General features: G+C 65.7%; 17 protein-coding genes. 11 read left to right on the top strand and 6 right to left on the bottom strand.

The features are described from left to right. The first annotated feature begins 336 nt into the window (after positions 1-336). Both G6N59_RS01160 and G6N59_RS01155 read left to right on the top strand, forming a co-directional pair. On the top strand, positions 337-1,014 hold the full coding sequence (locus G6N59_RS01160) for a methyltransferase (RefSeq protein WP_138230442.1): 678 nt from the start codon (positions 337-339) through the stop codon (positions 1,012-1,014). Beyond that, on the top strand, positions 1,011-1,244 hold the full coding sequence (locus tag G6N59_RS01155; RefSeq protein WP_138230441.1) for a CDGSH iron-sulfur domain-containing protein: 234 nt from the start codon (positions 1,011-1,013) through the stop codon (positions 1,242-1,244). The genes G6N59_RS01160 and G6N59_RS01155 overlap by 4 nt, the downstream gene beginning before the upstream one ends. Here G6N59_RS01155 and G6N59_RS01150 read toward each other — a convergent pair. Continuing rightward, positions 1,226-1,957, bottom strand: coding sequence for a SigB/SigF/SigG family RNA polymerase sigma factor (locus G6N59_RS01150; RefSeq protein ID WP_170212395.1), 732 nt, complete (start codon positions 1,955-1,957; stop codon positions 1,226-1,228). The genes G6N59_RS01155 and G6N59_RS01150 overlap by 19 nt on opposite strands. A 643-nt stretch (positions 1,958-2,600) precedes the next feature. On the opposite strand from G6N59_RS01150, the gene G6N59_RS30880 reads away from it, so the two are divergent. Together G6N59_RS30880 and G6N59_RS01140 are read left to right on the top strand one after the other, a co-directional pair. Beyond that, positions 2,601-2,960 carry a hypothetical protein gene (locus G6N59_RS30880; protein WP_234884218.1) on the top strand — a complete coding sequence of 120 codons (360 nt, stop codon included), beginning with the start codon at positions 2,601-2,603 and terminating at the stop codon, positions 2,958-2,960. Between the two features lie 83 nt (positions 2,961-3,043). After that, positions 3,044-3,574 (top strand): DUF6328 family protein, encoded by a 531-nt coding sequence (locus G6N59_RS01140; protein WP_138230439.1) that lies wholly within the window; start codon positions 3,044-3,046, stop codon positions 3,572-3,574. Positions 3,575-3,643: 69 nt separating this feature from the next. On the opposite strand, the gene mbp1 is transcribed toward G6N59_RS01140, so the two are convergent. Further along, a complete protein-coding gene (gene mbp1 / locus G6N59_RS01135; protein WP_138230438.1) occupies positions 3,644-3,880 on the bottom strand; it encodes a microaggregate-binding protein 1 in 237 nt (78 codons plus the stop codon). Positions 3,881-4,252: 372 nt separating this feature from the next. Between mbp1 and G6N59_RS01130 the strand changes: the two genes are divergently transcribed. Continuing rightward, positions 4,253-6,376 carry a catalase gene (locus tag G6N59_RS01130; RefSeq protein ID WP_138230437.1) on the top strand — a complete coding sequence of 708 codons (2,124 nt, stop codon included), beginning with the start codon at positions 4,253-4,255 and terminating at the stop codon, positions 6,374-6,376. A gap of 37 nt (positions 6,377-6,413) precedes the next feature. Next, positions 6,414-6,821, top strand: a complete 408-nt coding sequence (locus G6N59_RS01125; protein WP_138230436.1) for a ChaB family protein — start codon at positions 6,414-6,416, stop codon at positions 6,819-6,821. Between the two features lie 64 nt (positions 6,822-6,885). On the opposite strand, the gene G6N59_RS01120 is transcribed toward G6N59_RS01125, so the two are convergent. Continuing rightward, positions 6,886-7,317, bottom strand: coding sequence for an Rv2576c family protein (locus tag G6N59_RS01120; protein ID WP_138230435.1), 432 nt, complete (start codon positions 7,315-7,317; stop codon positions 6,886-6,888). Positions 7,318-7,360: 43 nt separating this feature from the next. Further along, entirely contained in the window at positions 7,361-7,801 is a 441-nt protein-coding gene (gene dtd, locus G6N59_RS01115; protein WP_138230489.1) for a D-aminoacyl-tRNA deacylase, read from the bottom strand. Positions 7,802-7,845: 44 nt separating this feature from the next. Here dtd and G6N59_RS01110 point away from each other — a divergent pair, with 44 nt between their 5' ends. Together G6N59_RS01110 and G6N59_RS01105 are read left to right on the top strand one after the other, a co-directional pair. Beyond that, positions 7,846-8,910, top strand: coding sequence for a catalase family peroxidase (locus tag G6N59_RS01110; RefSeq protein ID WP_163910813.1), 1,065 nt, complete (start codon positions 7,846-7,848; stop codon positions 8,908-8,910). Beyond that, positions 8,907-9,425 carry a cytochrome b gene (locus tag G6N59_RS01105; protein WP_138230434.1) on the top strand — a complete coding sequence of 173 codons (519 nt, stop codon included), beginning with the start codon at positions 8,907-8,909 and terminating at the stop codon, positions 9,423-9,425. Before G6N59_RS01110 ends, G6N59_RS01105 begins: the two co-directional genes overlap by 4 nt. A gap of 139 nt (positions 9,426-9,564) precedes the next feature. Here G6N59_RS01105 and hisS read toward each other — a convergent pair whose 3' ends face one another. Both hisS and G6N59_RS01095 read right to left on the bottom strand, forming a co-directional pair. Next, the gene (hisS, locus tag G6N59_RS01100; protein WP_138230433.1) at positions 9,565-10,824 is read right to left on the bottom strand and encodes a histidine--tRNA ligase; all 1,260 of its coding nucleotides are present in this window, start codon (positions 10,822-10,824) and stop codon (positions 9,565-9,567) included. After that, positions 10,821-11,528 (bottom strand): MBL fold metallo-hydrolase, encoded by a 708-nt coding sequence (locus tag G6N59_RS01095; RefSeq protein ID WP_138230432.1) that lies wholly within the window; start codon positions 11,526-11,528, stop codon positions 10,821-10,823. Before G6N59_RS01095 ends, hisS begins: the two co-directional genes overlap by 4 nt. Positions 11,529-11,561: 33 nt before the next feature. On the opposite strand from G6N59_RS01095, the gene G6N59_RS01090 reads away from it, so the two are divergent. The 3 genes from G6N59_RS01090 to zwf all read left to right on the top strand — a co-directional run bounded on the left by G6N59_RS01090 (position 11,562) and on the right by zwf (position 14,963). Continuing rightward, positions 11,562-12,371: a DsbA family protein gene (locus tag G6N59_RS01090; protein ID WP_138230431.1), complete on the top strand. Its 810-nt coding sequence runs from the start codon at positions 11,562-11,564 to the stop codon at positions 12,369-12,371. 109 nt (positions 12,372-12,480) lie between these two features. Then, positions 12,481-13,362 carry a peptidylprolyl isomerase gene (locus tag G6N59_RS01085; RefSeq protein ID WP_138230430.1) on the top strand — a complete coding sequence of 294 codons (882 nt, stop codon included), beginning with the start codon at positions 12,481-12,483 and terminating at the stop codon, positions 13,360-13,362. 98 nt (positions 13,363-13,460) lie between these two features. Then, on the top strand, positions 13,461-14,963 hold the full coding sequence (gene zwf, locus G6N59_RS01080) for a glucose-6-phosphate dehydrogenase (RefSeq protein ID WP_138230487.1): 1,503 nt from the start codon (positions 13,461-13,463) through the stop codon (positions 14,961-14,963).

Below are 14,963 nucleotides of genomic sequence, written 5' to 3'. Positions count from 1 at the left end.
GACCGCTCTGGTCTCATGGGACGGAGTACCCCTGAGCACATGACGGCAAACTAACGCGTAAGAAAAAGGCAGCCCGACTGCACCGGCGGGCAGCGCCGAAAATCCACAGGTACGCCGTTGATCCTGCGCAGAACGCCGACGACGACGCCTTGGTGAGCTTTGAACAACCAGTCTTCAGGGGTTCGCTCGATGTCGAACCCGTTGCACCCCAGTATGTTCGCCGCCGGGACTCCGATGCGTCGGCCGGCCCGCACGCTGCATGCGCTTCCGGTTCGGCACGTTTGCCGACGGCACATCGCGGTTATATCGGAGGGGTTGAATGAGAGAGGAAGCCCGATGCTGAGCTCCGACATCTCGCGCCCTTGCGCGGAAGTCTATCTGCCGCAATCTGATTCAAGACTGTTGATCGAAACCATGCAAAGCTGCTGCCCGCCCGAGGGCAGGCGGGTGGCCGATCTGTGCACCGGCAGCGGTGTCGCGGCCATTGTCGCGTCCGATGCCGGGGCTAGCAGCGTGACCGCCTTCGATGCCTCGCCAGCGGCCATTTCGGCGGCCCGCGTCAATGCCCGGCTCGCGAGCAGCGTGATCGACATCCGCCTGGGCTGCTGGTCGGCCGCCCTCCAACTGGAGCCGTTCGACCTGGTGCTGTGCAATCCGCCCTACGTGCCTACGCCCCCGGACGCCGATGCCGTCGTCCCGGACGCGGGCGGCCCGCCGATGTCATTCAACGCGGGTCCCGACGGCCGGCTCGTCCTCGACCCACTGTGCAAGTCGGCACCCGACCTGCTCAAGCCGGGCGGCACCATGCTCATCGTCCAATCGGAGTTCGCCGGCGTGCCGAGCAGCATTTCCGCTTTGCGATCCGGTGGCCTCCGAGTCCGGGTCGCCGCACGCCGGACAATCCCTTTCGGACCCGTGATGAACGCGCGGGCCCGCTGGCTGGAGGACACCGGCCGGTCGCCACGTGGACAACGGACCGAGCGACTGGTCGTCATCGAGGCTGTCAGACCATGAGCAACACCAGGCGAGTCGTTCGCATCGTGCCTCGCGGCCCCATGCTCATCCAGGGACCGGTCCAGGTTGAACTCGAGGATGGCACCCAGGTGTGTTCGGACCGATTCATGGTCGCCATCTGCTGCTGCCAGCGCAGCAAGGCATATCCGTGGTGCGATGCAAGTCATCGGCGGCAGACCCGGTCCACCGCCGATGACAGCGCCTCACGAAATCAGCAACAGCCGACCTGAGCCCGCAAGTCCCGCAACGTACGGTCCAATATCCGGGACACGTGCATCTGAGAAACGCCGATCGAGTCGGCAATCTGCCGCTGTGTCATGGCACCGAAGTAACGCAGGTACAGCACCTTCTGCTCCCGCGCAGGCAGGGCGGCCAGCAGGGACTTCACCGACTCCCGATCGGTGACACGATCGAACCCGGCATCCAGCTCGCCGAGGAAGTCGCCGAGCATCAGCGATCGCGGGTCGTCATCGCTGACATTCACGTCGAGCGACTGTGGCTGATACGCCTTGGCTGCCACGATGCTCTCCACGACCTGACCACGGTCGATGTCCAGCGCGTCGGCCAGTTCTTCGATGGTTGGCGCTCTCCTGAGGTCATTGGTCAAAAATGCGGTGGCGCAGGCGATGTCATGCTGTCGATCACGAATCCTCCTGGGCACGTGAACTTTCCAGCCATAGTCTCGGAAGTACCGGCGCAACTCACCCATCATCGTCGGCAGCGCGAACGCGATAAATCTCGACCCTCGATCAGGATCGAACCGATTGATCGCCTGCAGCAGTCCGACGCGCGCGACCTGCGTCAGATCTTCGAGATTCTCGCCCCGGCGGTCGAAATGCCTCGCCACCCGGTCCGCCAGCGGGCAACATCTCAGGACGATCCGTTCATGCTGGCGGGCGTAGGAGTCCGAATCAGTGGGCATCTTTCTCAGCACCGCGATCATGGTGATGACGTCTCCGTACTCGTCTTCACTTTCGCGCCGTCCAGTCGTCGGCCCCGATTCCTCCGATGCGCCGGCATCTGCCGGTTCGCCGACTTCACGGGAATCTTCTTCCACCAAACGGATTGACATGCAGCACCCTCCAGGGGCTCACAACACGCGCATGGCATCACCTCACCGCAGCGCTACGCATTCCGCGGACAAAGGTTTATCAGTTACGTGTTGAACTCCGCCTCCCAGGCGGAATGGCGATTTGCCAATGTCGAGCTTGATTTCGGTCAGCGAAACCCGAGAATTTAGGCCCGCGTCTGGACCGAATTCACGCGCCGAGCAGAAATCCCTCGACCTACTCCGCTTTTGGCTAAGCGGCCACGCTGTAAACAGCGTCGTTACTCCAAGACTACACGCGCACCCACGTGGCCACCACCTGAATAGGTGGACCGTGATGGTGCCGCGCGCCGCCCCAGCAGGGTGAGCACAGCGCCACCGCCGACCCAATAGTGTTTGTGTGCAGGATGGTTCGCCGCGAGAAGACGGCAGGCACTCGGGATCAGTCGACGGCACCTGCTTGCGTTTGGCTGGCCACACACCGGGTACGACAACCAGATACATGCCGAACGAATCAGCCCACTACCGGGAGGTGGCGATGTCTGAGGTACAGGTCGCGGCACGCGATACGCACGACCAACGAACGTCACACCGGAGGCGCCTCGTCAACTGGGTGCTGGTCGCGCTCACTGTGCCCGGCGCAGTCGTGATCGTGGTGTACCAGTACCTCCAAGTCCTTGCGACTGCGGGTTGCTCGGAGAATGCGTGCGCCAAACTGGGACCGAGTCCATTCGTGTTCGGGCTCATCGAATATGGCGCGCCAGTGGTTGCCCTGCTCGCCATCGGGCTGTCCTTCGTGACGGCGCGCACTCGTTACGGCATCGTGGTGCCGCTCGCTGCCTGGGTGCTGCTGCTGACCGCCTTCGCGGTGCTCACCTTTACTTTCGAGACTCCGTGAGGAGCAGCGGGGTCCCCATGTCGACGACCGACCACATCACCCTCGGCGGTGTCCAAAAGCCAAGGCGCAGAGGGATGTGACCCATGGACGGCGATGTGCGTGGCATCGACCAACGCGATCAGCGATGGGACTGGGCGGCGCGCCACGAAACCCGGGTCGAACGGCTGGACCGCAATTGGTCGAATCTGCTCCAGGAACTTCGCGTCGTACAGACCGGTGTACAGCTGCTCACCGGCTTCCTGCTGACCCTGCCCTTCCAGCAGCGGTTCACCGAACTCGATGCGCACAGCCGAACGGTCTACTTGGGGACGGTCGCCCTTTCGGTGGCGTCCACTGTTCTACTCATAGCACCAGTTGGCATGCACCGCATACTATTTCGACGCCGACGCCTTACCCTCCTGGTCAGCGCGGCGCACCGGTGCGCATACTTGGGCCTGCTCCTGCTCGGCACTGCATTGGCCGGCGTGACCACGTTGATCTTCAGCAGTGTGGCTGACCGCACAACCGGTTGGCTCGCCGGCGGCATCGCCCTCATCGGGTTCACCACCTTCTGGGTGATCGCACCGTTGGTCATGCGGCAGTCGGACCACACCGATTTCTCTCCCCCACAATAGCTTTCGTGCCGAACGGCCCGATCTCCCCCACGGGCAGGGGAGGTCGGGCCGTTCTTGGCGCGACTGCGGCTACTGATTGCGCCGCTGTCGCTCTTCGGCCGCGCTCGCGCCCGCTCGGGCCGATTCGGCTTGCGCCTCTTTCTTGGCCGCATCCCGCTCGGCCTGGGCCTTGTCCTGCTGGGCCTGGCCCTCGCGAACCATGTCGTCCCGGCCGACGACGCTGCCGGCAGCTTCCTTGAGCTTGCCCTTGACGCCCTCAACCGTGCCCTTCAGGCCCTCTTCGGGACCGCTCTTGTTTTCGCCCACTGTATTTCTCCTTTATCTGTCTCAGATACATGCGCGGAACTTGCCCGTCATTGCGATGCGGCGTCGCAGTAGTGCCGCATCCTGCGCAGTTGCAAAATTCCGGCTCTACCGACATACCTGCCGTGGCGCCGTCGGAAACCTCTTCTCGCGCAACGTTTCAGAAAACCTGGTGGGGGTCACCGAAGGCAACAGGAGTTGATCGCAATGGAAATAGTCAACCTGACCAGCGAATACGGCGGGTACAACTCAAAGAGCGCTCGGCATCACCATCACCGGCGTAGCCCCCAGTCAAAAGGCAATCGGTACCCGCCGCGCGTTTGTCAACCAGCGCGGCGGGTACCCAACCGCGAGTCCCCCAGGAGAGGAAGCACGGTGACCGACACATCGGATCAGAAGCAGGAGCAGCTCGACAAAGTGCGGGTCGACCATGCACGAAGCGACGACGGCCCGACGTACCTGACCACCGCGCAAGGCGTGCGCGTTCCTCATACCGACGACGCCCTCACCGCGGGCGAGCGCGGCCCGACGCTGCTGGAGGACTTCCATGCGCGGGAGAAGATCACGCACTTCGACCACGAGCGCATTCCCGAGCGCGTGGTCCACGCCCGGGGCGCGGGCGCCTACGGGTACTTCGAGCCCTACGACGATTCACTGGCCGAGTTCACCGCGGCGAAATTCCTCACCACACCCGGTCTGCGCACACCGGTGTTCGTCCGGTTCTCCACCGTCGCAGGGTCCAGGGGTTCGGCCGATACGGTGCGCGACGTGCGCGGCTTCGCCACCAAGTTCTACACCGAGCAAGGCAATTACGACCTCGTCGGCAACAACTTTCCGGTCTTCTTCATCCAGGACGGCATCAAGTTTCCCGACTTCGTGCATGCGGTGAAGCCGGAGCCGCACAACGAGATTCCGCAGGCGGCCTCGGCCCACAACACCCTGTGGGATTTCGTATCGCTGCAGCCGGAAACCCTGCACGCGATCATGTGGCTGATGTCGGATCGGGCTCTGCCACGCAGCTACCGCATGATGGAAGGGTTCGGGGTACACACCTTCCGCCTCGTGAACGCCGCCGGCGAGGGGGTGTTCGTGAAGTTCCACTGGAAGCCGAAACTCGGCGTGCACTCGCTGATCTGGGAGGAATGCCAGCAGGTCGCCGGCAAGGATCCCGACTTCAATCGTCGCGACCTCTGGGATGCGATCGCCGCCGGACAGTTCCCCGAATGGGAGCTGGGGGTTCAGCTGATTCCCGAATCCGACGAGTTCGCTTTCCCGTTCGATCTGCTCGACGCTACCAAACTTGTTCCAGAGGAACGTGTTCCGGTGATACCGGTCGGCCGGATGGTACTAAACCGCAACCCGGACAACTTTTTCGCCGAGACCGAGCAGGTCGCGTTTCACACGGCAAACCTGGTCCCGGGCATCGACTTCACGAACGATCCCCTGCTGCAGTTCCGCAACTTCTCCTACCTCGACACCCAGCTGATCCGTTTGGGTGGGCCGAATTTCGCGCAGCTGCCCGTCAACCGGCCCGTCGCAGCGGTCACCAACAATCAGCGCGACGGGTACGGTCAGCACACCATCCCACAGGGCACCACGAGTTACCTCAAGAACAATCTCGGCGGTGGCTGCCCCGCGCTGGCTGACGAGGACGCCTTCCGGCACTACACCGAACGCGTCGATGGTCACAAAATCCGCAGCCGCGCAGAGAGTTTCAAGGATTACTACAGCCAGCCCCGGATGTTCTGGATCAGCATGTCCGCGATCGAGCAGGATCACATCGTCGCCGCGTTCGCCTTCGAACTCGGCAAGGTGGGCCCCGAGACAGGAATCCGGCCGCGACTCATCGCCCAGCTCAACATGATCGATCACGAACTCGCCGAGAAAGTCGCCGCCCGGCTCGGGCTGATGGCACCGGACGAGGTCGCCGTCCCCAATGGCGTGACCCCATCACCGGCGCTGTCCCAACTGAATACGCGGGCCGACTCCATCGTCAGCCGTCGTATCGCGATACTGGCCACCGACGGTGTCGACCTGCGCGGCACCGAGCGGACCGCCGCCGCACTCCGCGAGGCGGGAGCGATTGCCGATATCGTCAGCCTCACCGGCGGCGGCACCATCACCACCGACACCGGGCGGGATCTCGAGGTCGATCTCGGGCTCAACACGACGTCCTCGGCCGTCTACGACGCAGTACTCATCCCGGGGGACCTGCAATCCGTTGAGCAGCTCGCTCAGGACGGTGCTGCCATCCACTTCGTCGGCGAGGCCTACAAGCACCTCAAACCGATCGCCGCATTCGGCGCGGGCATCGGCTTGTTGCGCGCCGCGGGAATCAATCCCGCATCGGCCGACCTGTCCGAAACCCGCACGGACAGAGGCGTTGTCACAACGACGTCGCATGGCGGTGCGCTCGACGAGCTGTTCATCGAGGCCTTCGTCGACACGATTCAGCGCCATCGGGCGTGGAGTCGTCAGACCGAAGCGGTGCCGGCCTGATGCTCACCGCATGTTTTCACCAACGAGGAGGAATGAGATGCCGAAGAAGGGACAGGCCAAGAAGAGTGAGCTGCCCAGCACACTGCAGAAGTCGAGCGCCAAGGCACAACGCACTTTTGCGAAAGCGCACGACTCGGCGGCGTCCAGCTACGGCGAAGGTGAGCGGGCACACCGGGTCGCCTACTCGGCGCTCAAGCACAGTTACGAAAAGGTCGGCGACCACTGGGAGGACAAGGGCCACAAGGGTCCGTCCGACGAGCGGGCGCGCAGCGGCGGGCCCAACGCCCGCGGCCGGTCTGCCGAGGGCGTCGACACCCAGGCCACCAAGAAACATCTCATGGACATCGCTCGTCGGCTCGATATCCGCGGCCGCTCGACCATGAACAAGGGCGAGCTGGTGGACGCGATCATGAAGGCCAACCGCAAGGAGAGCCGCACGTCCTGAGCGGTACCGCCACGCTCGTGCCCGAAGTGCGGGTTAGCGAGTCACCTCATCAGCCGAGCGGCATTTACCACTGGCTGAGCTGGCACTGCACGTTGTACGGCGCGGTCTGGTGCGCCGCCGACTGTCCGTCGACCGCGATGTCGCACGTCGAGTCGGGGGCCGCCTGGCCGCCGTGCGTGGTGCTGCTGACGGTGAAGATGGCCCACTGCGGGTCGGCCAGCCTCGTGGTGAACACCCAGGGGGCGTCCGGACCGACGGTGACCGTCTCACGCTTCAGGTAAGCGTAGGCGTCGGCGTTGTAAGCGGCCTTGTTCGCCGGCTGGTTGACCAGGTACAGCAGGTCGAAGGTGGCCGGACCACCGACCGACAGTGTGTACCGGACTTCGTGACCGGCCGGCTCGGCAGATGCCACGGGCGCCATCAGTCCAGCGGCCGCCACTGCTGCCGCGCCACAAACCACTCCGAACTTGACTGTCGCTTTACGCATGCCGGTCATATCGACTGACCGTACCGGACTGTTACATCCCGCAACATCGGCATCAGCCGGCCTGCAGTTCCAGGAGCACCGTCACCGGCCCGTCGTTGACCAGTTCGACCTGCATATGGGCACCGAACTGCCCGGTGGCGACCTCTGCACCGAGCTCCCGCAGCGCCGCGGCGAACTCGTCGACCATCGGCTCGGCGACCGACCCGGGCGCCGCGGCATTCCACGACGGCCGACGCCCCTTGGCCGTGTCGGCGTAGAGGGTGAACTGACTGACCACGAGGATCGGCGCGGCGGCGTCGGCGGCGCTGAGCTCGCCGTCGAGGATGCGCAGCCGCCACAGCTTGTCGGCCATCTTGCGGACAACTGCGACGTCGTCGGTGTGTGTCAGACCAACGAGCGCCACGAGGCCCTGCGGATTGGGGGCGATCTCACCGACAATCTGCCCGTCGACCGTCACCCGCGCCGACGTCACCCGCTGCACCAGTACTCGCACGTTCGCAGATGTTGCCACAGCAATTTGTGGTACCTGTGGTGGTCATGGACGGCCCATCCTGGCGCGGCACTCCCCTGACCCGGCGTTCGATCCTGGTGGGGCTCGGTGCTGTCGGCGCGTTCCTCGCCGTGGATCTCGGCCTGGTCGCGTACACCAGCCGTGCCGGCACCCTGACCCGCCAGACGTTCCTGGACGGCTTCCAACGCGTGTTCGGCGACCACCCCGGATTCCGGAAGAACCACGCCAAGGGCGTCTCGGTGGTCGGCCATTTCATGAGCAACGGCAACGCGGCCACGTTGTCGCGCGCCGCGGTGTTCGGGTCCGGTGAGACGCCGGTGGCCGGCCGGTTCTCGCTCGCGGGCGGGAACCCGACCGTCGCCGATACTCCGGGCGCGGCGCGGGGCCTCGGCCTGGCCATCGGCTTCCCGGGCGCCGAGCAGTGGCGCACCGCGATGCTGAACATCCCCGTGTTCCTCGACAACTCGCCGCAGGGCTTCTACGACCGTCTACTGGCGTCCAAGCCGGCCGCCGGCACGGGGAAGCCCGACCCGCAGGCGATGGCCGAGTTTCTCGGTCGGTACCCCGAGACCGCGGCAGCGATGGCGCTGCTCAAGAAGAGCCCGCCCACACCGGGTTTCGCCGACAGCACGTTCTCGGGTCTGCACAAGTTCTATCTGGTGAACCATGCCGGCGTCGGCACCCCCGTCCGCTGGACGTTCGTCCCGCAACAGACGGCCCTGCCACCGAAATCCGACGATCCCAACGCGTTGTTCGACGCGCTGATCCTGCAGTTGAAAAAGGCTCCGCTGCAGTGGAATCTGCGGCTGACCGTCGGACGGGACGGCGACCCGACCGACCCGACACTGCCCTGGCCGGCCGACCGGCAGGTCATCGATGCCGGGGTCCTCACTCTCACCGAAGCCCAGACCGACGCCGCCGGCAACGCCCGCGACATCAACTTCGATCCCCTGGTCCTGCCCGACGGCATCGAACCGTCCGACGATCCGTTGCTCAGCGCGCGGTCGGCGGTGTACGCCGGGTCCTACCGCGCACGGACCACCGAGCCGAAAACCGCTCCGGCCGTTCAGGTTCAGGAGGCCAAGCCATGACGGATCGCTTCCCCATCCGCACCCGTGTGTTGCACTGGCTGACGGCGGTGGCGGTCTTCGCCGCACTGCTGATCGGCTTCGCGATGACCAATGCGATCGGCTCCCACGCGGCGCTTGTCGGCGTCCACATGACGCTGGGCATAACTATCCTGGTCATCGTGATCGCTAGGGCGGCAAATAGATTCACACACAAGCCGCCGAAGTGGCCCGACACGGTGGGGCCGCTGGAAGGCAAACTGATCGCCGGGTCCGAGCTGGCGATGTACGCCATGCTGCTGACGCAGCCGCTCGTCGGCTGGGCCATGGTGTCGGCGTCGGGCACGCCGGTCCGGGTGTTCGACAGTCTCACGCTCCCGAACATCGTCCCGTTCGACGCCGACCTTTACGGCGTTCTGCGCCAGGCCCATTCGGTGGTGGCCTACCTGCTGGTAGCCGCCATCGCCGCGCATGTCAGCGCCGTGCTGCTGCACACCCTGACACTTCGCGACGGCATGCTCCGCCGGATGACCCACTGAAGCTCTTCGCGAGCGTGCGTGTCTGCGTGCGACGCGCCGATGACTCTGGGCAATATCGCCACTCTCGCCAGCTGCGAACGTGACGCTATTGCACGCTTGACGCGGCGTGTCGCGCGCAGACACGCACGCTCGCGAGTGGTTATTGCAGCCGGGCGGCGACCTGAGTCACGACGTCGGCGAGGGGCACGTCGACCTGCTCACCGGTGGACAGATCCTTGACGCCGACGGTGCCGGCCTCGATGTCGCGGTCACCGGCCACCAGTGCCACCTTCGCGCCGGAGCGGTCGGCCGCCTTCATCGCGCCCTTGAGACCCCGGTCGCCGTAGCACATATCGGTGCGCACACCCGAAGCACGCAGGGCCGCAACGATTTGTGCCAGTTCCAGCTTGGCCGGCGCACCGAGCGGCACGGCGTACACGTCGACCGCCGCGGGCGAGGCCACCGTCTTGCCTTCGGCCTTCAACGCCAGCACCGTGCGGTCGACGCCGAGCCCGAACCCGATGCCCGACAGGTCCTGGCCGCCCAACTGCTTCATCAGGCCGTCGTACCGGCCGCCGCCGCCGATGCCGGACTGCGCGCCGAGGCCGTCGTGCACGAACTCGAACGTGGTCTTGGTGTAGTAGTCGAGGCCGCGGACCATGCGCGGGTTGATGACGTACGGCACGCCGAGGGCGTCCAGGTGCGCGAGCACGGTGTCGAAGTGCTCCTTGGCAGCTTCCGACAGGTGATCGAGCATGACCGGGGCGTCCGCGGTCATCTCCTTGACATGCGGCCGCTTGTCGTCGAGCACGCGCAGCGGGTTGATCTCCGCGCGGCGACGGGTGTCCTCGTCGAGATCGAGCTTGAACAGGAAGTCCTGCAACAACTGCCGGTACTGGGGACGGCAGGTGTCATCTCCCAGCGAGGTGATCTCCAACCGGAAACCGTCGAGGCCAAGCGAGCGGAACCCGGCGTCGGCCACCGCGATCACCTCGGCGTCGAGCGCGGGGTCATCGATGCCGATCGCCTCCACGCCCACCTGCTGCAGCTGGCGGTAGCGGCCGGCCTGCGGCCGCTCGTAGCGGAAGAACGGTCCGGCGTACCGCAGCTTGGCAGGCAGCGCGCCGCGGTCCAGGCCGTGTTCGATGACGGCCCGCATGACGCCGGCGGTGCCCTCCGGCCGCAGCGTGACGGAGCGGTCACCACGGTCGGCGAAGGTGTACATCTCCTTGGACACCACATCGGTGGACTCGCCCACACCGCGGGCGAACAGGGCGGTGTCCTCGAACACCGGCAATTCGATGTGGCCGTACCCGGCCAGCCGCGCGACGTTCAGCAGGCCGTCGCGTACCGCGACGAATTCCGCCGAATCCGGGGGCAGGTAGTCCGGGACGCCCTTGGGCGCCTGAAAATCGCTCAACGTGATAAGCCTTCGAGGAATGGGTTGGTACGGCGTTCGGCGCCGATCGTGGTCCGTGGGCCGTGCCCGGGTAGTACCACGGTGTCGTCGTCGAGCACCAACAGTTTTGTCACGATCGAGTCCAGCAGCTCCCGGCCGCTGCCGCCCGGGAGATCGGTGCGGCCCACCGACTGCTTGAACAAGGTGTCGCCGGTGAATGCCAGGTCAGCGGGGCCGGCCTGGGCGAGCGAAGCGACGGGATCAGTAGCCGAGATCCGGAACACCACCGAACCCCTGGTGTGCCCCGGGGTGTGGTCCACCGTCACGGTGATGCCGCCCAGGTCGAGCTTGTCTCCGTCGCGGTCCAGTTCGACGACCTGCTTGGGCTCGGAGAACAGCACCCCGAACGCCAGCTGGGCCAGCTTCCCCACAACGGCTGGACCGAACCCCTTGAGTGGATCGGTCAGCATGAACCGGTCCTCGGGGTGGATGTACACCGGGCAGCCGTAGGTGTCCGCCACCTTCTGCGCCGACCAGATGTGGTCGACGTGGCCGTGGGTGAGCAGCACCGCCGACGGGGTGAGCCGGTTTTCGTCCAGGATTTCGCCGATGCGGCCCATGGCCCGCTGGCCCGGGTCGACGATGATGGCGTCCGACCCGGCGCGCGCCGCGAGGATGTAGCAGTTGCACTGCAACATCCCGGCCGCAAACCCCGTCACCAACACGGCAACCAGTTTCCCACGTGGGAAACTGCCTCCATGACTCAGCCAGGACCGTGGGGACCCCCGCAGCCCGATCAGCCCCAGTACTACGGTGCGCCGCAATACGTTCCGGGCTTTCCGCCGCCGAAGAAATCCCGCACCGGCTGGGTGCTGTTCTCCCTGATCGCCGTCATCGCCCTGGTCTCGGCAGGTGTCGCCGCGGTCATCATGCTTCGCCACCAGAACACCCCCATCGGTGGGGCCGCCGAGACATCCTCGTCCGCCGCCGACGCGGGTCCGACCACGCTGCGTTCGATCCGTCTCGCGGCACCGAACGTCGCGACCAAACCGGGCAGCTCCGAGCCGAAGGCCACACTGACGGTCTACGAGGACTTCCTGTGCCCGTTCTGCGGCCGGTTCGAGCAGGTGTACGGCCCGACCATCAGCAAGCTGATCGCCGACGGCCGGGTCGCCGTGGACTACACCATGGTGTCGATCCTGGGCCGTGGTGACCTGAAGTCGTACTCGGTCCGGGCGGGCGCGGCGGCGTACTGCGTGGCCGACGCCGACACCGCCGCCTTCCAGCGGTTCCATGCCGCACTATTCGCGCACCAGCCCGACGAGTCGGCCGAGACGTTCCCGTCCGACGACGAGCTGGTCGTGCAGGCAAACAAGGCAGGCGCACCCGATTCGGTGGGCGAGTGCATCACGAGCGGCAAGTACCGCGACATGGTCAACAACGCCGTCAAGAGCGCAGGCATCAACTCGACGCCGACGGTGCTGCTCAACGGCTCCGACATCGGCGACACCGTGCTGCAGAATCCCGACCCGCAGGCGCTGCTGGACCAGCTCAAGACCGTCAACTGACGGCTGGTCACGCGGGTCGCAGCCCTCACATTCAGGGTGACCTGGCACACTCGGTGCCGACCATACGTCGGGGCACGTGGCCTCGACCGTGACGAGGAGGGCTTCGGCGGTGCCGACGAACGAACAACGGCGGGAGACCGCCAAACGCAAACTGGAGCGGCAGTTGGAGCGCCGGGCCGAGAAGGCCCGCAAGCAGCGCATCATGACCATCGCCGCATCGGTGGTCGCGGTGCTGGCCGTCATCGGCGGCATCGTCGGCGGCGTCATCTACCTGAACAAGGACTCCAAGTCGTCGTCGGCGACCGCTTCGGCGTCCACCGAGAGCTCCACCGCCCCGGCGCAGAACCCGCCCGCTGACGGCAAGCTGCCGCCGTTCGTGGCGCCCGCCGGCCTCGGCGAGAATTGCCAGTACCCGGCGTCGTCGGAGCAGGCCAGCAAGAAGGTCAACCCGCCGCATACCGGCAAGATCCCGACCACGCCGGCGACGGTGACGGCCAGCATGAGCACCAACCAGGGCAACCTCGGGCTGACGCTGGACAACGCCAAGGCCCCGTGCACCGTCAACAGCTTCGCCAGCCTGGCGCAGCAGGGTTACTTCAACGACACCCCCTGCCACCGGCTCACCAAGGGCGGTCTTGATGTCCTGCAGTGCGGTGACCCGACCGGCTCCGGCATGGGCGGCCCGGGCTACCAGTTCGCCAACGAGTACCCGACCAACCAGTACCAGCCCGACAGCCCCGCGCTGAGCCAGCCGGTCGTCTACCCGCGCGGCACGCTGGCGATGGCCAACGCCGGCCCGAACACCAACGGCAGCCAGTTCTTCCTGGTGTACCAGGACTCGCAGCTGCCTCCGGGCTACACCGCGTTCGGCACCATCGACGCCACCGGCCTGGCCACGCTGGACAAGATCGCCCAGAACGGCATCGAGGGCGGCGGCGGCGACGGCAAGCCCGCGCAGCCGGTCACGGTGAAGTACATCCAGCTGGACTGACAACTACCGCGAACGAGGCCCGGTCACCGATCACGGTGACCGGGCCTTCTTCGTGCTAGCTCCTGCACGGACGCGGCAGCGGTGGAATCATGCGCATCGTGGCGAACACCAAACCGCAGACCATCTCGTACCCGGCGCCCGGCTCCCGGCCGAACCGCCACGACGATGTCGCCGTCGACCCGCACGTCATCGTGCTGTTCGGCGCGACGGGCGACCTCGCGAAACGCAAACTGCTGCCCGGACTGGCATACCTGGACCAGTCCGAGCTGGCACCCGACATCCAGATCGTCGGGACCTCGTTGGAGGACCTGACCATCGACGAGTTTCGCGCGCTGGCCAAGGAGGCGATCGACGAATTCGGCAGTCATCGCCTGACCGACGAGCAGTGGGAACGGTTCGCCGCGACGCTCACCTACATCCCGCAGAGCGCCGGACCCTCCGGACTTGCTGCCGCAGTGGCTGCCGCGGAAAAGAGACTTGGCCCGAATGTGCGCCGCCTGCACTATCTTTCGGTACCGCCGAAGGCGGCGCGGGCCGTGATCGCGACACTCGATGAGGCCGGCCTGGTCGAGCGCTCCCGCGTGGTCATGGAGAAACCCTTCGGGACCGATCTGGCCAGCGCGGTCGAACTGAACAACTTCGTCCACGAAACCTTCGACGAGGAGCAGGTTTTCCGAATCGACCACTTCCTGGGCAAAGAAGCCGCGCAGAACATCCTGGCGTTCCGGTTCGCCAATGGCCTGTTCGAGCCGATCTGGAACCGCAACTTCATCGACCACATCCAGATCGACATTCCCGAAATGCTCGGGTTGGATGCGCGCGCCAACTTCTACGAGAGCACCGGCGCCTACAAGGACATGGTGGTGACGCACCTGTTCCAGGTGATGGCATTCGTCGTGATGGAGCCGCCGACAGCGCTCGAACCACGGGCGATCAGCGAGGAGAAGAACAAGGTCTTCCGGTCCATGCTGCCGGTGAAGGTGTCCGACGTGGTGCGCGGGCAGTTCACCGGCTACCGCGAACTCGAGGGCGTGGCAAGGGATTCCGATACCGAGACGTTCATCGCCTTGAAGGTAGCCATCGACAACTGGCGTTGGGCGGGCGTCCCGATCTACCTGCGCACCGGCAAGAAGATGGCCGAAGGCATGCGGATCATCTCGATCGCGTTCAAAGAGGCGCCGCGCACGATGTTCCCGGCCGGCTCGGGCGTCGGCTCACAGGGACCTGACCATCTGACCTTCGACCTCGCCGACAACTCGAAGGTCTCGCTGTCGTTCTACGGCAAGCGCCCTGGGCCGGGCATGAGGCTGGAGAAACTGTCGATGCAGTTCTCGGCGACCGAGGCCGACGGTGCCGACCAGGTGCTGGAAGCCTACGAGCGGCTGATCCTGGATGCCATGCGCGGCGACCACACGCTGTTCACCACTGCCGAGGGCATCGAGTCGCTGTGGGCCAATTCGGCTGCGCTGCTTACTGATCCGCCGCCGGCCAAACCATACCCGCCCGGCACCTGGGGCCCCAACGCCATTCACCAACTGATCGCACCCAATGCCTGGCGACTCCCGTTCGAGCGGGCTTGGCGGGAGGCCAAGAAGCAGTAG

It is taken from the genome of Mycolicibacterium aubagnense (assembly GCF_010730955.1).
GTDB lineage: Bacteria > Actinomycetota > Actinomycetes > Mycobacteriales > Mycobacteriaceae > Mycobacterium > Mycobacterium aubagnense.
Note: the sequence above shows the minus strand (reverse complement) of the source record. Positions and strands in the feature narration are given on the sequence as shown.